General features: G+C 68.4%; 16 protein-coding genes. 6 read left to right on the top strand and 10 right to left on the bottom strand.

The genetic code is table 11. The features are described from left to right. Nucleotides 1-8: 8 nt before the first annotated feature. On the bottom strand, nt 9-686 hold the full coding sequence (locus JHD77_RS07785) for a TIGR00153 family protein (RefSeq protein ID WP_003096272.1): 678 nt from the start codon (nt 684-686) through the stop codon (nt 9-11). 113 nt (nt 687-799) lie between these two features. Between JHD77_RS07785 and JHD77_RS07780 the strand changes: the two genes are divergently transcribed. The 4 genes from JHD77_RS07780 to JHD77_RS07765 all read left to right on the top strand — a co-directional run bounded on the left by JHD77_RS07780 (nt 800) and on the right by JHD77_RS07765 (nt 5121). Next, nucleotides 800-2164: a CYTH domain-containing protein gene (locus tag JHD77_RS07780; protein WP_003100082.1), complete on the top strand. Its 1365-nt coding sequence runs from the start codon at nt 800-802 to the stop codon at nt 2162-2164. A 37-nt stretch (nt 2165-2201) separates the two neighbouring features. Then, complete coding sequence (locus JHD77_RS07775) at nt 2202-3986, top strand: GspE/PulE family protein (RefSeq protein ID WP_003096276.1); 1785 nt, start codon at nt 2202-2204, stop codon at nt 3984-3986. Between the two features lie 221 nt (nt 3987-4207). After that, the gene (locus tag JHD77_RS07770) at nt 4208-4660 is read left to right on the top strand and encodes an NfeD family protein (RefSeq protein WP_019727022.1); all 453 of its coding nucleotides are present in this window, start codon (nt 4208-4210) and stop codon (nt 4658-4660) included. Between the two features lie 131 nt (nt 4661-4791). After that, nucleotides 4792-5121: a DUF2388 domain-containing protein gene (locus JHD77_RS07765; protein WP_003096280.1), complete on the top strand. Its 330-nt coding sequence runs from the start codon at nt 4792-4794 to the stop codon at nt 5119-5121. A 34-nt stretch (nt 5122-5155) separates the two neighbouring features. Here the strand turns inward: JHD77_RS07765 and gcvP are convergent, their stop codons facing one another. The 6 genes from gcvP to JHD77_RS07735 form a co-directional block, all read right to left on the bottom strand. Continuing rightward, nucleotides 5156-8032 (bottom strand): aminomethyl-transferring glycine dehydrogenase, encoded by a 2877-nt coding sequence (gene gcvP / locus JHD77_RS07760; protein WP_019727023.1) that lies wholly within the window; start codon nt 8030-8032, stop codon nt 5156-5158. Between the two features lie 173 nt (nt 8033-8205). Then, nucleotides 8206-8595: a glycine cleavage system protein GcvH gene (gene gcvH, locus JHD77_RS07755; protein ID WP_003107397.1), complete on the bottom strand. Its 390-nt coding sequence runs from the start codon at nt 8593-8595 to the stop codon at nt 8206-8208. A gap of 46 nt (nt 8596-8641) precedes the next feature. Then, entirely contained in the window at nt 8642-9724 is a 1083-nt protein-coding gene (gene gcvT / locus JHD77_RS07750) for a glycine cleavage system aminomethyltransferase GcvT (RefSeq protein ID WP_003114049.1), read from the bottom strand. Between the two features lie 150 nt (nt 9725-9874). Beyond that, nucleotides 9875-11494 (bottom strand): ABC transporter permease, encoded by a 1620-nt coding sequence (locus tag JHD77_RS07745; RefSeq protein WP_034022342.1) that lies wholly within the window; start codon nt 11492-11494, stop codon nt 9875-9877. Nucleotides 11495-11561: 67 nt separating this feature from the next. Continuing rightward, a complete protein-coding gene (locus JHD77_RS07740; protein WP_003096289.1) occupies nt 11562-12560 on the bottom strand; it encodes an extracellular solute-binding protein in 999 nt (332 codons plus the stop codon). A 67-nt stretch (nt 12561-12627) separates the two neighbouring features. After that, nucleotides 12628-13542 (bottom strand): LysR family transcriptional regulator, encoded by a 915-nt coding sequence (locus JHD77_RS07735; RefSeq protein ID WP_003099180.1) that lies wholly within the window; start codon nt 13540-13542, stop codon nt 12628-12630. A gap of 96 nt (nt 13543-13638) precedes the next feature. Here JHD77_RS07735 and JHD77_RS07730 point away from each other — a divergent pair, with 96 nt between their 5' ends. Then, nucleotides 13639-14832, top strand: coding sequence for an MFS transporter (locus tag JHD77_RS07730; protein WP_003124861.1), 1194 nt, complete (start codon nt 13639-13641; stop codon nt 14830-14832). Nucleotides 14833-14870: 38 nt separating this feature from the next. Next, nucleotides 14871-15692, top strand: coding sequence for a hypothetical protein (locus JHD77_RS07725; RefSeq protein ID WP_003124860.1), 822 nt, complete (start codon nt 14871-14873; stop codon nt 15690-15692). A gap of 36 nt (nt 15693-15728) precedes the next feature. On the opposite strand, the gene JHD77_RS07720 is transcribed toward JHD77_RS07725, so the two are convergent. Genes JHD77_RS07720 through ubiH form a run of 3 tightly spaced genes read right to left on the bottom strand, consistent with a single transcriptional unit; the run spans nt 15729 to nt 18646 of the window. Continuing rightward, nucleotides 15729-16946, bottom strand: coding sequence for a 2-octaprenyl-3-methyl-6-methoxy-1,4-benzoquinol hydroxylase (locus tag JHD77_RS07720; protein WP_003120388.1), 1218 nt, complete (start codon nt 16944-16946; stop codon nt 15729-15731). 28 nt (nt 16947-16974) lie between these two features. After that, nucleotides 16975-17457: a hotdog fold domain-containing protein gene (locus JHD77_RS07715; protein WP_003099189.1), complete on the bottom strand. Its 483-nt coding sequence runs from the start codon at nt 17455-17457 to the stop codon at nt 16975-16977. 4 nt (nt 17458-17461) lie between these two features. Continuing rightward, nucleotides 17462-18646 (bottom strand): 2-octaprenyl-6-methoxyphenyl hydroxylase, encoded by a 1185-nt coding sequence (gene ubiH, locus JHD77_RS07710; protein WP_003099190.1) that lies wholly within the window; start codon nt 18644-18646, stop codon nt 17462-17464. Nucleotides 18647-18650 lie beyond the last annotated feature (4 nt).

The following is an 18650-nucleotide window of genomic DNA, read 5'->3' as shown; positions in this document are numbered from 1 at the left end:
CCTGGCGCTCAACGCGCCAGCAATTGCTCCAGGCGGTTGCCGACCCGCTGGGCGCGGTCGGCGACATCGCCGATCCATTCGATGATCTGGTAGAGGAACATCACGTCCACCGGCGGCAGCTCGCTTTCCAGGCGGAACAGCTCGCGGCGCACCTCGACCTGGATGCGGTCGGTGTCGTTCTCGATCGCCTCGAGTTCCTCCACCATGCTCTCCACCAGACTGGTCTCGCGCCCGCCGAAGCCGGTCTCGAGCAGTTCGTTGAGTTCGTTGACTACCCGCAACGCCTGGGCGCTGGCGTCCACCGAGCGCTGCACGTAGGCGAGCATCTGGCCCTGCAGCGGCAGCGGGATGCGCATGCGCCGGCCCAGCATCAGCCCGGCGATGTCCTTGGCGCGATTGGCGACTTTGTCCTGTACACTGAGCAGCTCCAACAGATCGGAGCGCGGCACCGGAAGGAACAGGCTCTTGGGCAGGTGCATCCGGACGTTCTTCTTCAGCCGATCGGCTTCCTGCTCCAGTCGCACCATGTCCTGCTGAACCTGTTCGACCTGCGCCCAGTCCTCGGCGATCACCGCGCGGAAGAACGGCAACAGGCCGGCCGCGCATTCGTGGGCCTTGGCGATGTGCTGCTGCATCGGCCCGATCGGCGAACGGCCGAACAGGCTGATGAACGGATTGGTCGGCATGGAACGCCTCCCTGGTGGAAATGCCGAAAAGTATAGGCCACCCACCCCGCGCGCCTTTGATCTGGAACACCTTCACCCGCGGACGCCTGGCGTCCCGAGCCGGACATCGCCCCATGCAGAAAGAAACCGAAATCAAACTCCGCGTCAGCCGCGCCACCCTGGAAGCCTTGCAGGAGCACCCGTTGCTGAAGAAGCGCAACAAATCGGGCTGGGAGCGCCGCGAACTGTACAACCAGTACTACGACACCCCCGGCCGCGAGCTGGCCCGGGCCAAGGTCGCGCTGCGCATGCGCCGCGACGGCGAGCAGTACATCCAGACGCTGAAAAGCCGCGGGCAGAGCGTGGCCGGGTTGTCCGAACGCAACGAGTGGGACTGGTACCTGGAAAAGAACAAGCTCGACCTGAAGAAACTCGACGACAAGTGCTGGCCGGCGGCCCTCAAGGATCTCGACAAGAAGCAGCTCAAGCCGATCTTCAGCACCGACTTCGTCCGCCAGCGCGCCGAGATCGCCTGGGGCCGCGGCAAGGCCAGGGTAGTCGTGGAGGCGGCGCTCGACCTGGGCAAGGTGGTCGCCGGCGACAACCAGGAGGAAATCTGCGAACTGGAGCTGGAACTGCGCCAGGGCGATGCCGCCGCGCTGCTGGAGCTGGCCGCGGAACTGGCCGCCGACCTGCCGCTGATGCCCTGCGACATCAGCAAGGCCGAGCGCGGCTACCGCCTGTTCGACCCGAACAGCTACGAGGTCGATCCCCCGGCCCAGAAACTGCTGGCGGAAACCCCGCTGGACGGTGCCTTCGCCGCCATCGCCTGGTACCTGCTCGGCAGCAGCCAGCGACTGGCCGAACAGTATCGCTTCAACGGCCACTGGCGCCTGCTGGAGGACTGGCTGCAACACCTGCAGGACCTGCGTACCCTGCTCGGCAGCCTCGGCCAGGCGGTGCCACGCGCCAGCAGTCGCGAGCTGCGCGAAGCGCTGGACGCTCTCCTCGCCGACTGGGCGCCGCGCATCGAGCGCGGCCGTGACGACGAGACGCTACGCCAGCAGGCGCCGCAACTGTTCCGCGGCGAACTCGACGAGACCCGCTGGGGCCTGTTCTCCCTGAATGCCTCGCGCTGGCTGCTGGCCAAGGCCTGGACCGAGTCGCGCAACGAGCGCGGCAACCGCCAGGGCTCTGCCGCGCTGGGCAAGTGGCTGCTGCGCAGCCTTGCCGAAGAAGCCCAGGCCACGCCGCTGGCGCGCGCCCACCAGCATCCCGAGCTGCTCCCCGACCAAGCGCCGCGCCTGCAGCGCATGCTTACCTGGTTGCGCCTGGCGCGCGGCGTGCTCGACCTGCCGGAAGCCGACCGCCTCTACGGCGAACTGGCCAAGTTGCTGGAGCTGCTGCGGCAACCTGTCGATGCCGAGCGCCTGGCTGCCCGCGCCACGCAGGCCCATACTGTGCTGACGCTCAAACCCTGGAAGGCGCTGATGAAATAAGCTTCGCCGCTACCGCCATCATCCGAAGGGAGTCTGCATGTCCGTGTTCGCCACCGCCGCCCAGGACCGCCTGCTGGACCTCGGCGACCTGCTCCGCGAGCTGGTCGCCCAGGGCCGGGTCGGGCAGGAGCAGGCCGAACAGTGCCTGGCGATCCGCCGCAGCGCAGTGCGCAACCAGCAGCATCCGCTGGAGTTCCTCGCCGCGCAGCAGGTCGAGGATCTCAAGCGCCCCGGACGCAAGCTCGACCTGGAGACCCTCACCCAGTGGCTGGCCGAGTACGCCGGCCAGCCCTACCTGCGCATCGACCCGCTGAAGATCGACGTCGCCGCGGTGACTCCGCTGATGTCCTACGCCTTCGCCCAGCGCCATGGCATCCTCGCCGTCGCGCTGAGTCCGGAGGAAGTCACCATCGCCAGCGCCCAGCCCTTCGTACAGGGCTGGGAAAGCAACCTGGTGCATGTGCTCAAGCGACCGATCAAGCGGGTGGTGGCGAACCCGGCGGACATCCAGCGCTACACCGTCGAGTTCTTCCGCCTGGCCCGCTCGGTCAGCGGCGCCACCTCGCCGGACCAGAAGATCAGCGGCGTCGGCAACTTCGAGCAGTTGCTCAACCTCGGCGCCGCCGACCAGGAGCCGGACGCCAACGACGCGCACATCGTCACCATCGTCGACTGGCTGTTCCAGTACGCCTTCCAGCAGCGCGCCAGCGACATCCACATCGAGCCGCGCCGCGAGCAGGGCACCGTGCGCTTCCGTATCGACGGCGTGCTGCACAACGTCTACCAGTTCCCGCCGCAGGTGACCATGGCGGTGGTCAGCCGCCTGAAGTCGCTGGGACGGATGAACGTGGCGGAGAAACGCAAGCCGCAGGACGGCCGGGTCAAGACCAAGACCCCGGACGGCGCCGAGGTGGAGCTGCGCCTGTCGACCCTGCCCACCGCCTTCGGCGAGAAGATGGTGATGCGCATCTTCGACCCCGAGGTGCTGCTCAAGAGCTTCGACCAGCTCGGCTTCTCCGCCGACGACCTGCGCCGCTGGCAGAGCATGACCAGCCAGCCCAACGGCATCATCCTGGTCACCGGCCCCACCGGCTCGGGCAAGACCACCACGCTCTACACCACGCTCAAGCAACTGGCCACCGATGAGGTGAACGTCTGCACCATCGAGGACCCGATCGAGATGATCGAGCCCTCGTTCAACCAGATGCAGGTCCAGCACAACATCGACCTGACCTTCGCCAGCGGCGTACGCGCCCTGCTGCGGCAGGACCCGGACATCATCATGGTCGGCGAGATCCGCGACCTGGAGACCGCCGAGATGGCGATCCAGGCGGCGCTCACCGGGCACCTGGTGCTCTCCACCCTGCACACCAACGACTCCCCCACGGCGATCACCCGCCTGCTCGAACTGGGCGTGCCCTACTACCTGATCCGCGCCACGGTGCTAGGGGTCATGGCCCAGCGCCTGGTGCGCACGCTCTGCCCGCACTGCAAGGCGCCGATGCAACTGGCGGACAGCGACTGGCACGAACTGACCCGCCCCTGGAGCGCCCCGCCGCCCAGCGGCGCGCACCAGGCCGTGGGTTGCCTGGAGTGCCGCGACACCGGCTATCGCGGGCGCGCCGGCGTCTATGAAATCATGCTGCTCAGCGATAGCCTGAAAGAACTGATCACCGCCGACACCGACCTGGTCGCCTTGCGCCGCCAGGCGTACAAGGAAGGCACCCGCAGCCTGCGCCTGTCCGGCGCGCAGAAGGTCGCCGCAGGTATCAGTACGCTGGAGGAAGTACTGCGGGTGACCCCGCAGAGCGAACAGAAGTAGCGGCACATCCCGTCGGCGGAGTTCCGACGGTTGCACGGCACAACGCCGGACGGGCCTGCCAGGCCCACAGACAAGGATGTAGACGATGACGAGCGTTCCCCCCGCCGTCCCCGCGCCGACGCTCCCCAGCCGTGGCGCACCGCACCTGCGGCGAGCCGCGAGCGGCGTCCCTGGCCCGATATGGCTCGGCCGGCCGCCGAGCCGGCGCTGAGGGCCGGCCGATGGAAATCCTGCTGCTACGCCTGGACTTCTGGGACTGGCTGGCCTTCGGTACCGCCCTCCTGCTCCTGGAAATCTTCGGTGCCGGCGGCTATCTGCTGCGGGTCGGCCTCACCGCCGCTTGTGTCGGTGCGCTCGGCGCGCTCCTGCCGGGACTGGCCTGGCCTTGGCAGGTAGGGCTGTTCGTCCTGCTCTCCGGGCTGGTCGCCGCCTTGCATCGACGCCGTCGCCGCAAGGCCGGTAGCGTCGAGGAAACGCCAGGGTTGCAGCGACGCGGCGACGACCTGTTCGGCCGCACCTTTCCCTTGCACCGGGCGATCGTCGGCGGGCTCGGCGAGCTGCGCGTCGAGGACGCGTCGTGGCTGGTCAGCGGTCCCGACCTGCCGCGCGGCGCCCTGGTCCGGGTCACCGGCCAGGACGGCGCCCTGCTGCACGTCGAGCCTGCCGCGCCCTGAATCGCTGTAGCTCCCGGCCGGCGGGGGCTGTACGGCAGTGGAAAAAGCGACCGGACGGTCATCCCCACTGGAACTCCGGGACGGCAAACGCGATCTGATGTAACACGCAGCCCCCTATCAGGAGTTCCCCCATGCGTTCCGTCAAACTCGCCGCCGCCACCCTGGTCATCGCCGCCCTGCCGCTGGGCTCGGCCATGGCCGATACCTTCTGGCGCAACATCATTTCCTCGGGTGCCACCACGGCCTCCACCTACCTGACCTTCCGCCACGACCACAAGCTGATCGTCGCCGCGCAGGACGACGCCGGCAGCTACATCGCCAGCGACGGCGCGATCCGCGGGCCGTACCTGGAAGCCGCCCTGCAGAAGCTGCGCAACGACAACCCGGACCTGCAGGCCAGCGACATGGAACTGGCCAGCGCGATCCTCGCCGGCGGCGAGCAGTCCGCCGTCCAGCAGTAGGCCACGGCGACCTCGCCTCCGCCCGGAGGCGAGGTCACTCGCGGTAGTCGTCCAGCGGCACGCAGGCGCAGAACAGGTTGCGGTCACCGTAGACGTTGTCCACCCGGTTAACCGCCGGCCAGTACTTGAACGCCCGCGCATGTTCGCTCGGGGTCACCGCCTCGGCGATCTCGTAGGGTCTCTGCCAGATCCCGGTGACGTCGGCCAGGGTATGCGGCGCCCGTTTCAGCGGGTTGTCCTCCGCCGGCCAGGCGCCGCTCTCCACCTTGCCGATCTCGGCCCTGATGCTCAGCATCGCCTCGACGAAACGATCCAGCTCCGCCTTCGACTCGCTCTCGGTCGGCTCCACCATCAGCGTGCCCGGCACCGGGAAGGACATGGTCGGGGCGTGGAAGCCGTAGTCCATCAGGCGCTTGGCCACGTCTTCCTCGGTTATCCCGGTCTGCGCCTTGAGCGGTCGCAGGTCGAGGATGCATTCGTGGGCGACGCGCTCGTTGCGCCCGCGGTAGAGCACCGGGAACGCCCCGTCCAGGCGGTTCGCCAGGTAGTTGGCGGAGAGGATCGCCACCTCGCTGGCGTCGGCCAACTGCGGGCCCATCATGGCGATGTACATCCAACTGATCGGCAGGATGCTGGCGCTGCCCCAGGGCGCCGCGCTGACCGCGTCGTTCAGCGGGTTCGGCCCTTCGACGCGGATCACCGGATGGTTGGCGACGAACGGCGCCAGGTGCCGCTTGACCCCGATCGGCCCCATGCCCGGCCCGCCACCACCATGGGGGATGCAGAAGGTCTTGTGCAGGTTCATGTGCGAGACGTCCGCGCCGATGTCCGCCGGTCGCGCCAGGCCGACCTGGGCGTTGAGGTTGGCGCCGTCCATGTAGACCTGGCCGCCGTGGCGGTGGACCACTTCGCAGATCTCGCCTATCCCCTCCTCGTAGACGCCGTGGGTCGAGGGATAGGTGATCATCAGGCAGGACAGCCGGTCGCCCGCCTCGGCCGCCTTGAGGCGCAGGTCGTCGAGGTCGACGTTGCCGCAGGGATCGCACTCGACGATCACCACCCGCATGCTGGCCATGATCGCCGAGGCCGGGTTGGTGCCATGCGCCGATGCGGGGATCAGGCAGATGTCGCGCTGGCTATCGCCGCGGCTCTGGTGGTAGCGGCGGATCGCCAGCAACCCGGCATATTCGCCCTGTGCTCCCGAGTTCGGCTGCATGCAGATGGCGTCGAAGCCGGTGATCGCCCGCAGCCAGGCTTCCAGTTCGTCGATCATCCGGCGATAGCCCTCGGCCTGCTCGCGCGGCACGAACGGATGCAGTTCGGCGAATTCCGGCCAGGTGATGGGGATCATTTCGCTGCTGGCGTTGAGCTTCATGGTGCAGGAGCCGAGCGGGATCATCGCCTGGTTCAGCGCCAGGTCCTTGCCTTCCAGCTGGCGCAGGTAGCGAAGCATCTCGGTCTCGCTGTGGTGGGCGTTGAACACCGGATGCTGCAGGTAGGCCGAAGTGCGTTGCAGGACCGCCGGGATGCCGTCGGCCACCGCCCCGCCATCCAGGTGCGCGACATCCAGCCCGTGGCCGGCGCCGAGGAAGATCTCGAACAGGGTCGCCAGGGTCGCCGCGTCACAGGTTTCGTCGAGGCTCAGGGCCAGCCGCCGGTCGTCGACCACGTGCAGGTTGACCCGTGCCGCCCGCGCCCGTTCGAGGATCGCCGCCTGACGCTCGCCGACCTCGTAGGTCAGGGTGTCGAAGAAGTGCCGGTTGAGCCGCCGCAGTCCCTTGCTTTCCAGGCCCGCCGCCAGCAGCGCGGTCAGGCGCTGGACGCGTTGGGCGATGCGTTTCAGCTCCTGCGGCCCATGGTAGACGGCATACAGCGAAGCAATGTTGGCCAGCAACACCTGGGCGGTGCAGATGTTCGAGTTGGCCTTTTCCCGACGGATGTGCTGCTCGCGGGTTTGCAGGGCCATGCGCAACGCCGGGTTGCCGCGGGCGTCGCGGGAAACGCCGATGATCCGCCCCGGCATTGCCCGCTTGTACCCTTCGCGGGTGGCGAAGAACGCCGCGTGCGGCCCGCCGTAGCCCATCGGTACGCCAAAGCGCTGGGCGCTGCCGAGCACCACGTCGGCACCGAGTTCCCCCGGCGGGGTCAGCAACAACAGGGCGAGCAGGTCGCTGGCGACGCAAGCCAGCGCCTGTTGGCCGTGCAACGCCTCGATAAGCGGGCGCAGGTCGCGGATCTCGCCGCGACTGTCCGGGTATTGCAGCAAGGCGCCGAACACCGCGTGGGCGGCAAGATTGTCCGGCTCGTCGACGACCAGCTCGAAACCGAACGCCTCGGCGCGGGTACGCAACACCGAAACGGTCTGCGGATGGCAATGCGCATCGACGAAGAACCGGTTGCTCCTGGCCTTTGCCACCCGCCTGGCCAGGGCCATGGCCTCGGCGGCGGCAGTGGCTTCGTCGAGCAGCGAGGCGCTGGCCAGGTCGAGTCCGGTGAGGTCGATGGTCAGTTGCTGGAAATTCAGCAGCGCTTCCAGGCGGCCCTGGGCGATTTCCGGCTGGTAGGGCGTATAGGCGGTGTACCAGCCGGGATTCTCCAGCACGTTGCGGAGGATCACCGACGGCGTCACGGTGCCGTAGTAGCCCATGCCGATCAGGCTGGTCCAGCGCTGGTTGAGCCCGGCGTAGCCGCGCAGGCGCGCCAGGGCGGCCTGTTCGTCGAGCGCGGCGGGCAGTTCCAGCGGCCGGTTGAGGCGGATCGCCGGCGGCACCGTCTGCACGATCAGTTCGGCGCGAGTGGAAACTCCGAGGAAGTCCAGCATGGCCTGCTGTTCCGCAGGATCGGGGCCGAGGTGGCGGCGCAGGAAGGCATCGGCGGGCTGGAGCTGGGCGAGGGACGGCGTCTGCGACATGGCTTCGGTCTCGTTGGGGGCGGCATCGCCCTGCCAGCGATCGTCGCCGAACGGATATCGAATGAGAAAGCAACGACGGCGAAAACGCATTTCGCCGCTGCAAAAAGAACAAAGCCTCGAATGATCGAGGCCTTGTCCAAGGATAGCGGGTTTTGTCGCGACTACGCGGCGGCTCAGCCTTCCGCGTCGACGGCGGCCTGGTAGCCAGCGGCATCGAGCAGCTTGTCCAGCTCGGCCGGATTGCTCGGCTTGAGCTTGAAGAACCAGGACGCGTACGGGTCGTTGTTGACGTCTTCCGGGGTGTCGGCCAGGGCTTCGTTGATGGCGATGACTTCGCCGCCGATCGGCGAATAGATGTCGGAGGCGGCCTTCACCGACTCGACCACGCCCGCTTCCTGCCCGGCGGCGAGGGTCTTGCCCAGCTCCGGCAGCTCGATGAAGACCACATCGCCAAGGGCTTCCTGGGCATGGTCGGAAATGCCCACGGTAACGCTGCCGTCGGCTTCCAGGCGAGCCCATTCGTGGCTCTGGGCGTAACGCAGTTCGGCGGGAATATTGCTCATCTTGTTTTCCTCGAAGTCGGGGGCGACGGCGGTCGCCATTGCCAGGTTAGATCAGGGGCTTGCCGTGACGCACGAAACTGGGCTGGACCACCCGTACCGGGTACCACTTGCCGCGGATTTCCACCTCGGCGCGGTCGCCGGTGGCGGCCGGCACGCGGGCCAGCGCGATGGACTTGTTCAGGGTAGGCGAAAAGCTGCCGCTGGTGATCTCCCCCTCACCAATGCCAGCTACCCGCACCACCTGGTGGGCGCGCAGCACGCCGCGCTCCTCCAGTACCAGGCCGACCAGCTTCGGCTGGTCGCCGGCGGCCTTCTGCGCTTCCAGCGCGCGGCGGCCGACGAAGTCCCGCGCAACCGGCTCCCAGGCTACGGTCCAGCCCATGTTGGCGGCAAGCGGGGAAACGCTTTCGTCCATGTCCTGGCCGTAGAGATTGAGCCCGGCCTCCAGGCGCAGCGTATCGCGCGCACCCAGGCCCGCCGGGGAGATCCCGGCGCCAACCAGCTCGTTGAGGAAACCCGGCGCCTCGGCGGCCGGCAGCATGATTTCCAGGCCGTCCTCGCCGGTGTAGCCAGTGCGAGCGATGAACCAGTCGCCCTCGGCACGGCCCTGGAACGGCTTGAGTTCGCGTATCAGCGCGGCGCGTGCCGGGGATACCAGTTCGGAGCTGTGCACGCGGGCGTTGGGGCCCTGGATGGCGAGCATCGCCAGGTCGCCGCGTTCCTGCAGGTCGACCTTGAAGCCGGCGGCCTGCGCCTGCATCCAGGCGATGTCCTTGTCGCGGGTGGAAGCATTGACCACCACCCGGTAGCCGTGCTCGGTCAGGTAGACGATCAGGTCGTCGACCACCCCGCCCTCTTCGTTGAGCATCGCGCTGTAGAGCGCCTTGCCGGTTTCGCCGAGACGCGCCACGTCGTTCGCCAGGAGATGCTGCAGATAGGCCGTGGCCTGCTCGCCGGCGACGTCGACCACGGTCATGTGGGACACGTCGAAGACGCCGCAGTCACGCCGGACCTGATGGTGCTCCTCGACCTGCGAACCGTAGTGCAGCGGCATGTCCCAACCGCCGAAATCGACCATCTTGGCGCCGAGCGCGACGTGCAGCTCGTAAAGCGGGGTGCGCAATCCCATGGGTATTCTCCTTCCGGGCGTAGCGGGTGCCGTCGGCAGGGACCGCCGGCACGAAATCGCGCGCATTGTAGCCGCAAGCCCCGGAGCAGGACACCATGGAAGCGTGCCGCGATCCGTGCATAGACCCTACGACCTGCATGGATACTGGGCTCAGCGATCTGAATGATGGGCAGAACGACGAATCAACCCGACCACCGGTAGCAGGCCGACCAGCACCAGGGTCAGGGCCGGCAGCGAGGCGCGCGCCCATTCGCCCTCGCTGGTCATCTCGAAGATCCGTACGGCCAGGGTGTCCCAACCGAAGGGACGCATCAGCAGGGTCGCCGGCATCTCCTTGAGCACGTCGACGAAGACCAGCAGCGCGGCGCTCAGCGAGGCCGGCAGCAACAGCGGCAGGTAGACCCGCAGGAACAGCAGCGGGCCGCCCACGCCGAGGCTGCGCGAAGCTTCCGGCAGCGACGGGCGGATCCGCGCCAGCCCGCTTTCCAGCGGCCCGTAGGCCACCGCCATGAAACGGATCAGGTAGGCCAGCAGCAGGGCGAACAGACTGCCCAGCAGCAGCGGCTTGCCGGCGCCGCCGAGGGCGCTGGAAAGCGGGATCACCCAGTGATTGTCCAGCCAGCTGAAGGCCAGCATGATCGAAACCGCCAGGACCGAGCCCGGCAGCGCATAACCGAGGTTGCCCAGGCCCACCGCGCCGCGGATAGCGCGAGTCGGCGCCAGGCGCACGGCGAAGGCCAGCAGCAGGGCCACGGCGACCGTCGCCAGCGCGCCGATGCCGCCCAGCGTCAGGGTATGGCCGATCAGGTCCCAGTAGCGCTCGTCGAGGTCGAAACGGCCCTGGCGCCAGAACCAGACAACCAGTTGCGCCACGGGAATCACGAAGGCGCAGAGGAACACCAGCCCGCACCAGGCGCTCGCCGCCAGCGCCCTGGCGCCGCGCAGGCGATACAGCGGCGCGCCGCGCGGACGCTCGCTGGCGGCCTTGGCTCGGCCTCGCGTGTGGCGCTCGCCGAGCAGCACCAGGCATACCCCGAGCAACAACAGGCTGGCCAGCTGGGCGGCGCTGGAGAGGCTGTAGAAGCCGTACCAGGTCTTGTAGATGGCGGTGGTGAAGGTGTCGAAGTTGAACACCGATACCGCGCCGAAGTCGGCCAGGGTTTCCATCACCGCCAGCGCCAGGCCGGCGCCGATCGCCGGCCGCGCCATCGGCAGGGCGACCCGCAGGAACGCCTGCCAGGGCGACAGGCCGAGAACCCGCGCGGCTTCCATCAGGCCCTTGCCCTGGGCGATGAAGGCGCTGCGCGCGAGCAGGTAGACATAGGGATAGAACACCAGCACCAGGACCAGGATCACCCCGCCGGTGGAGCGTACGCGCGGCAACCGCAGGCCGCTGCCGAACCACTCGCGCAGCAGGCTCTGCACCGGTCCGGCGAAATCCAGCAGGCCGACGAAGACGAACGCCAGGACGTAGGCCGGGATCGCGAACGGCAACATCAGCGCCCAGTCCAGCCAGCGCCGCCCGGGGAATTCGCAGAGGCTGGTGAGCCAGGCCAGGCTGACCCCGAGTAGAGTCACGCCGATGCCGACGCCGAGCACCAGGGTCAGGGTGTTGCCGAGCAGGCGCGGCAACTGGGTATCCCACAGGTGGCTCCAGATTTCCCGGTCGATCTCCAGCCAGCTCAGCAGCAGCACGCTGAGCGGCAGCAGCACCAGCGCGGCAACGGTGAAGGTGATGGGGTACCAGCGGCGGGGAGCGGGATGGGCCACGAAATCCTCGGTGCGGAACGAACGACGCCCCGCTCGGACGAGCCGGGGCGCCGAGTATAACCGGCGGTCAGTTCCAGCCGGCGCGGTCCATCAGGCGAATCGCCTCGGCCTGGCGCTTGCCGGCAACTTCCACCGGGATGCTGTCGGCCTTGAAGCTGCCCCAGCTGGCGACTTCGGCTGACGGCGCGACCTGCGGGTTGGCCGGGAATTCCTGGTTGATCCCGGCGAACAGCGCCTGGGCGTCGGGCCCGGTCATCCATTCCACCAGCGCCTTGGCTGCCTCGGGATGCGGCGCGTGGCGAGTCAGGCCGATGCCCGACAGGTTGACGTGGACGCCGCGGTCGGCCTGGTTCGGCCAGAACAGCTTGACCCGCAGGTTCGGGTTCTGCTTGTGCAGGCGCCCGTAGTAGTAGGTATTGACGATGCCGACGTCGCACTGGCCGGCGTCCACCGCCTGGATCACCGCGTTGTCGTCGGCGAATACGTCGGTGGCCAGGTTGTTCACCCAGCCCTGGAGGATTTCCTCGGTCTTCTGCGCCCCGTGGGTCTCGATCAGGGTCCCGGTCAGCGACTGGTTGTAGACCTTCTTCGCCGTGCGCAGGCACAGGCGGCCTTCCCATTGCTTGTCGGCCAGGGCTTCGTAGGTGCTCAGCTCTTCCGGCTTGACCCGCTCGGTGGAGTAGACGATGGTCCGCGCGCGCAGCGACAGTCCGGTCCAGCTATCGGTGCTGGAACGATACTGCGAGGGAATGTTCCGTTCGATGGTGGCCGACTTGAACGGTTGCAGCAGGCCCATCTGCTCGGCCTGCCAGAGGTTGCCGGCGTCCACGGTGAGCAGCAGGTCGGCCGGGGTGTTAGCGCCTTCGGCCTTGATCCGCGCCATCAGCGGCGCTTCCTTGTCGGTGATGAACTTGACCTTCACGCCGGTCTTGCTGGTGTAGGCATCGAACACCGGCTTGATCAGCTCGTCGATGCGCGAGGAATACACCACCACTTCGTCGGCGGCCTGGGCCAGGCCGGTGATGCCCAGGGCCAGGGCGGCGAGTAGAGCTTTGCTTGCCTGCATGAAGAACAGCCTCGTCAGCGGAACGTAGGCACGAATGATAAGAAATCTCGCTTGCGAACCCGCGCGACTAAATGTGTCGGGGTGTTTCGCCTGCGTCCAAGCCACCGAGGATGGCGAGGAACGCCTCCACCGCGGCGCTGCGGCCATGGCGGCGGGTGAAGACGAGGAAATCGGCCAGCGCCTCGGGCTCGGCCAGCGGGCGATAGACGACTCCGGCCCGGGCCAGCGCGGTGCTGCAACGCGGCACCAGGGCAACGCCCTGGCCGGCCGCGACCAGGGCGATGATCGAGGTGATCTGGCGTCCGGCCGGCCCCCTCGTCAGCGCCAGCCCGGCCTTCCGGTAGAGGCGCTCGATCAGTTCGTTGAGGCCGGAGCCGTAGTCCAGTGGAAACAGGATCAGCGGCCGATCACGCAGATCGTACAGGTCGATCCGCTCTTGCCGCGCCAGCGGATCGCCGTTGGGCACGGCCACCACCAGCGGCTCGCCGCCCAGGGCCAGCACCTCGATGCCGACCTGGCCTTCCGGCGGCGGCAGGCGCCCCAGCCCCACATCGATGCCGCCTTCGGCGATCTGCGCCCATTGCGCCGCCGAAGCGCCTTCGAGCAGCTCCAGTTGCACCTCCGGATGGCGCTCGCGGAACAGTCGGATCGCCTCGGTGAACAGGTCCGACAGGGCGATGGAGCTGGCGTAGCCGAGGGTCAGGTGGCCGGCCAGCCCCTGCGCCAGCTTGCGGGCGAAGCCGGCGGTGCGCTCCAGTTGGTCCAGCAGGGCGCGTGCGTAAGGCAGGAACAGGCTGCCCTCGGCGGTGAGGGTCACCGCCCGGCTGGAGCGGTCGAACAGGCGAAAGCCCAGCTCTTCCTCCAGCGCGGATATCTGCCGGGTCAAGGGCGGCTGCGCCATGTGCAGGCGCTGGGCGGCGCGGCCGAAATGCAGGGTTTCGGCAACGGCTGCGAAGCAGCGCAGGCGGCGTAGGTCGAGCATGCGGTTCCTCGGTATCGATCGGTCCTGAATCGGTATTGGCCAGCCCGTCGGGAGCGCCCCTATAACAGGGGGTTTCTCGTCCAGGCAGAGCGTTCCATGAATTCGTCCCAGGGTTTCCCCCGCCTCGCGCTGTTTCTCTGCGGTTGCGCTGCGTTCCTCAATCTCTATACCACCCAGGGCATCTTCGACGAACTGGCGGCGAGCTTCCACATCAGCGCCCATCAATCGAACTGGAGCATCACCGCCACCACCCTGGCGGTGGCTCTCGCCGCGCCCTTCGTCGGCCGACTCAGCGGCGGCCGCGAGCGCAGCCGGGTGATCGCCTTCGCCGCCAGCCTGCTCTGCGTGCCCATGCTGCTGGCCGCCCATGCCGGCAGCTTCGCCGCCTTCCTGCTCTGGCGCTTCGCCGAAGGGATGCTGATTCCCCTGCTGTTCGCCAGCAGCGTGGCCTACATCGGCGAGCGCTGGAGCGGCGGCGCGGTCATCGAGCTGACCAGCCTCTATGTCGCCGGGACCATCCTCGGCGGCTTCGCCGGACGCTTCCTCACCGGCCTGCTGACCGAGGAGTGGGATTGGCGCGTCGCCTTCCGGATCCTCGCCGGGCTGACCCTGCTCATCGCTGTCGCCATCCGTGCGCTGCTCCCTGCCAATTCTGGCAGGCACGCGCCCGCACTCGGGAAACGCCCCTTAGTATCCCGTGAACTGTTCCGGGCTCCGCTGCTGTCCTCCTACGCGGTGGGGTTCTGTGTCCTCTTTTCCCAGGTCGCCATGTTCACCTATATCGGCATCCATCTCAGCCGTCAGCCGTACAGCCTGGACACCGCTCAGCTCGGCTCGATCTACGCGGTGTTCCTCCTCGCCCTGCTGGTGATTCCCGCCAGCGGCCGCCTGGCCCGCACCCGCCCGCACCGCCAGTTGCTGCTGGGCGCATCGCTGCTGGGCGTGTGCGGCTCGCTGCTGACCCTGGCGCCGGGCCTGCCGACGATTCTCGTCGGCCTGGCCCTCAGCGCCACCGGCGTGTTCCTCGCACAGTCCACGGTCAACGCCTTCACCGCCAGCAATGCCGGGACCGACAAGGCCGGTGCCGTCGGCCTCTACCTGACCTGCTACTACGCCGGCGGCAGCCTCGGCGCGGTACTGCCGGCGCCATTCTGGGAGCGCTGGGGCTGGCCGGGCTGCCTGGGCCTGATCCTCCTGGCCCAGTTGCTGCCGTTGCTTCTGACCCGCTACGGCTGGTCCGCACCACAGGCCGAACGCGCGGCCCTGCGCGCGTCGCAAGGAAGACCGTAACCATCGCAAGAACAACAAGAACCGACAGGAGGTTAGCCATGAACCATGTCATCACCCCCCACAGCAAGCTGCTCGGCGTCATCGAGCCGGTCCTCAACGACATGCCCGCCGGAACCCTGCGCCACGCACTGTTCCGGGCCTTCTGGGACGAGACGGCGTCGTTGCTGGACATCGAGGACGCCTTCGCCCGGGTCACCGCCCGGCGCCAGGCGGTCGAGCCGCTGCGCAAGTTCTTCGCCAGTTGGTCGAAGACCAACAACTCGGCGGCCAGCGTTTCCGGACTGGCCAATCGCCTGACCCTGCTGGCCCGTTCGGAACAGGGTTCGGCAGCGGCAGACCAGCTCTATCGAGCCTGCGGCAGCCTGCAACGGATCACCGACGAAGACCTCGGCGCCCTCGGCAACACCGTGCATGCCGATCTTTTCTACACCATGGCCACCACCCTTTGCGGCGACGACCGCTGGCTGCTGCGCGAGAACTGCCTGCCTTCGGCGCAGGCGTTCAAGGACTGGACCGACCGCCAGCGCCTGCGCGAGCGCGACCTGATGCAGGGACTGCTGACCACGCTGGTACACGAGGTCTATACCCACGGCGAGGTGGAGTACATCCACCCGCTGTACAAGGAATGGTTCAGCCGCGACATGGGCGTACCCGCCGAACGCGCCCGCGCCACCGTGGCCTGGGTAACGGTGCACACCGGCGGCACCGAGAGCAATCATTTCGCCCACGCCACGACGGCGGTGAACGCCTTCGTCGAGGCGATGGAAATCGAGGTGAACGAAGAAGCCGCGCGCAACCTGTTCGGGCTCTACCTGCGCAACAAGGCGCAGGTCATGCGTGACTGCGCGGCGCTGTTCTGAGGACTGGCGGCCCTCCCGTCAGGGGGGCCGCCCCGCTCAGACTCGTGCCAGCGACGGCAGGTCGCCGCTGAGGCCAAGCGCCTGGCGGACGAACAGCGCCTTCGCCTCGTGATGGCCGTCGACCAGGCGCAGGCCGGCGTTGCGCAGCCAGCGCAGCGGCAACCGGTCGGCCTGGAACAGGCGCTCGAAGCCTTCCATCGCCGTCATCATGCCCAGGTTGTGCGGCATCCGCCGCCGCTCGAAGCGACTCAGCACGCGTTCGTCGGCAAGCCGTTCGCCGCGCTCCAGGGCGTGCAACAGGACCTCGGACAGCACCGCCGCATCGAGGAAGCCCAGGTTCACGCCCTGTCCGGCCAGCGGGTGGATGGTGTGCGCAGCGTCGCCGACCAGCGCCAGGCCCGGCTCGACGTAACGCTTGGCGTGCCGCTGGCGCAGCGGGATGCACAGGCGCCGGTCGGCATGCAGGATGGCGCCCAGGCGCTGTTCGAAGGCTTCGCCGAGGGCGGCGCGGAAGCCATCCTCGTCCAACGCCATCAGGCGTTCTGCCTGTTCCGGGGTGGTCGACCAGACGATCGAGCACCAGTGCTCGTCGCCGCGGTCCGGCAGGGGCAGGAAGGCCAGCGGACCGTCGTCGGTGAAGCGCTGCCAGGCGGTTGCGCGGTGCGCGTTCTCGCAGCGCACGCTGGTGACGATGGCGTGGTGCAGGTAATCCCATTCGCGGGTGGCGCAGCCGGCCAGGCGGCGTACCGCCGAGTTGGCGCCGTCGGCGGCGACCACCAGCGGCGCACGCAGCTGGCGACCGTCGGCCAGGGTCAGCAGCCAGTCGTCGCCGGAGTGGCGCATCTGTTCCAGGCGCGCATTGGCCAGCAGGCCGGTGGTGGAATCGTGCAGGCGTTCCAGCAGGGCGTCCTGCACCACCCGGTTCTCGACGATATGGCCGAGTACCTCGGCGTGCACGCTGGCGGCGCTGAAGCCGATCCGCCCGGTGCCGGAGCCATCCCACACCTGCATCTCGCGATAGGGCTCGGCGCGGCGCGCGACGATGCCGTCCCAGGCATGCAGGCGCTGGAGAATCCGCCGGCTGGCTTCGGACAGCGCGCTGACCCGCGGCTCGTAGGGCGCCTCCGGCTTGAACGGCGCCACGTCGAGCGAGCCGCCGTCCACCAGCAGCACCTCCAGGCCGCTGCCCTCCAGGGCCAGGGCCAGGGCGCTACCGACCATGCCGGCGCCGACGATGACCAGATCCGCGTGCATATCCTCGTTCTCCACTCGTGGGCCCTCTTCAGGCCGCGTTCCGCAGGCGCGGCTTGAGCCGCACGTACAGGGTTTTCTGAACCCGCGCCACCAGGGTGCCGGCGTCGTCGCGCACTTCGGCGTGCAGCCGGGGCAGGTACTTCTCGCCGCCGGCGGTCCGCTCGCGGACCTCGTCGAGCAGCTTCTGGTCGATGCTGAAATGCGCATGCACCGGGCCCTTGCCCGGGCTGACGAACTCGATGTTGGCCGCCTTGTCCCAGACCACGTAGTCGCGGCCCAGGTTCTCCATCAGCATCAGCATGAAGAACGGGTCGGTCATCGCGTAGAGGCTGCCGCCGAACTGGGTGCCTACATAGTTGCGATTGAGCCGGTTCAGGCCCATGCGCACCCGAACCTCGCGGAAATCGCCAGCGATGTGCCGCACACGGATGCCCGCCCCCAGGAAGGGCGGGTAGAGATTCATGGCGAAGCGCAGCAGGCGGGCCTTGCGCGCCCTCGACCAGACCGGCATGGCGCTACAGCGGCCGCGCGCCGAGGCCCATGGCCTGGCGGGCGAACCAGCGCTTGGCCGGCGGCAGCAGGTCGAGCCCGAGCAGGCCGAGGTTGCGCCCGGCGCCGAGCAGCGCGCGGTCGTTGGAGAACAGCCGGGTCACCCGGTCGGAGAAGCCGACGGTCATCTGCTGGTCCAGGCGCTGCCCATCGAGGTAGCGCTGCAGCACGGCGAACTCGCCCAGCGGCGCGTCGTCGTGGAGCAGGGCGTCGACCAGCGCCAGGGTGTCGCGCAACGACAGGTTGAAGCCCTGGCCGGCGATGGGGTGCAGACTGTGCGCAGCGTTGCCCAGCACCACCAGGTGCGGACGCACCTGCTCGCGGGCCTCGACCAGGTGCAAGGGGTAGCAGTGCCGTGCGCCGACCTGGCGGAAGGCGCCGAGGCGGTAGCCGAAGGCAGCCTGCAGCTCGCCGAGGAAGGCCGCGTCATCGAGGCCACGCAGGCGTTCGGCGTCCTTGCCTGGGCGGGTCCAGATCAGCGCGCAACGGTTATCCGGCAACGGCAGGAGGGCCATCGGACCGCTGGGGGTGAAGCGCTCGAAGGCCTGCCCGAGGTGCGCCTCGGAGGGCGATACGTTGGCGATCAGCGCAGTCTGCCGGTACGGCGTCTGCTCCACGGCGATGCCAAGTTGTTCGCGCAGCCCGGAACGACCGCCATCGGCGAGGATCGCCAGCTCGCAATCGAGTTGCGTCTCGTCGTCGAGGGTAAGCCGGTAACCGCCCTCCCGGGCTTCCAGGGTCTTCACTTCGGCCGGGCAGTGCCAGCGCACCACCTCGGGGTCGAGCGCCTTCCACAGGCACTGGCCGAGCCAGGCGTTCTCCACCACGTAGCCCAGCGCCGGCACGCCTTCCTCGATGGCGGTCAGGCGGGTGGCGCCGAAGCGGCCGCGGTCGGAAACATGGATATGCAGGATCGGCTCGGCCCGCTCGGCGATCGCCGGCCACAGGCCGAGTCGCTCGTAGATCTGCCGGCTGCCGTAGGACAGCGCCGAAGAGCGGGCGTCGTAGCTGGGCTGGTAGGCGTTGCCGGGGGCGAAGGGTTCGATCAGCACGATCGACCAGCCGCGCTCCCGAGCGCCGGCCTGCAGGGCCAGCGCCAGCGAGGCGCCGACCAGGCCCCCGCCGATGATCGCCAGGTTGACCTTGCTCATCGTC

It is taken from the genome of Pseudomonas sp. P20, from assembly GCF_016463925.1.
Classification (GTDB): Bacteria; Pseudomonadota; Gammaproteobacteria; order Pseudomonadales; family Pseudomonadaceae; genus Pseudomonas; species Pseudomonas aeruginosa.
The sequence above is the reverse complement of the archived record's forward strand: the minus strand, read 5'-3'. Positions and strand labels throughout refer to the sequence as shown.

Coding starts and splice junctions, on each gene's coding strand:
- JHD77_RS07785 (WP_003096272.1), bottom strand. CDS start 686: ATGCCGACCAATCCGTTCATCAGCCTGTTCGGCCGTTCGCCGATCGGG.
- JHD77_RS07780 (WP_003100082.1), top strand. CDS start 800: ATGCAGAAAGAAACCGAAATCAAACTCCGCGTCAGCCGCGCCACCCTG.
- JHD77_RS07775 (WP_003096276.1), top strand. CDS start 2,202: ATGTCCGTGTTCGCCACCGCCGCCCAGGACCGCCTGCTGGACCTCGGC.
- JHD77_RS07770 (WP_019727022.1), top strand. CDS start 4,208: ATGGAAATCCTGCTGCTACGCCTGGACTTCTGGGACTGGCTGGCCTTC.
- JHD77_RS07765 (WP_003096280.1), top strand. CDS start 4,792: ATGCGTTCCGTCAAACTCGCCGCCGCCACCCTGGTCATCGCCGCCCTG.
- gcvP (WP_019727023.1), bottom strand. CDS start 8,032: ATGTCGCAGACGCCGTCCCTCGCCCAGCTCCAGCCCGCCGATGCCTTC.
- gcvH (WP_003107397.1), bottom strand. CDS start 8,595: ATGAGCAATATTCCCGCCGAACTGCGTTACGCCCAGAGCCACGAATGG.
- gcvT (WP_003114049.1), bottom strand. CDS start 9,724: ATGGGATTGCGCACCCCGCTTTACGAGCTGCACGTCGCGCTCGGCGCC.
- JHD77_RS07740 (WP_003096289.1), bottom strand. CDS start 12,560: ATGCAGGCAAGCAAAGCTCTACTCGCCGCCCTGGCCCTGGGCATCACC.
- JHD77_RS07735 (WP_003099180.1), bottom strand. CDS start 13,542: ATGCTCGACCTACGCCGCCTGCGCTGCTTCGCAGCCGTTGCCGAAACC.
- JHD77_RS07730 (WP_003124861.1), top strand. CDS start 13,639: ATGAATTCGTCCCAGGGTTTCCCCCGCCTCGCGCTGTTTCTCTGCGGT.
- JHD77_RS07725 (WP_003124860.1), top strand. CDS start 14,871: ATGAACCATGTCATCACCCCCCACAGCAAGCTGCTCGGCGTCATCGAG.
- JHD77_RS07720 (WP_003120388.1), bottom strand. CDS start 16,946: ATGCACGCGGATCTGGTCATCGTCGGCGCCGGCATGGTCGGTAGCGCC.
- JHD77_RS07715 (WP_003099189.1), bottom strand. CDS start 17,457: ATGCCGGTCTGGTCGAGGGCGCGCAAGGCCCGCCTGCTGCGCTTCGCC.
- ubiH (WP_003099190.1), bottom strand. CDS start 18,646: ATGAGCAAGGTCAACCTGGCGATCATCGGCGGGGGCCTGGTCGGCGCC.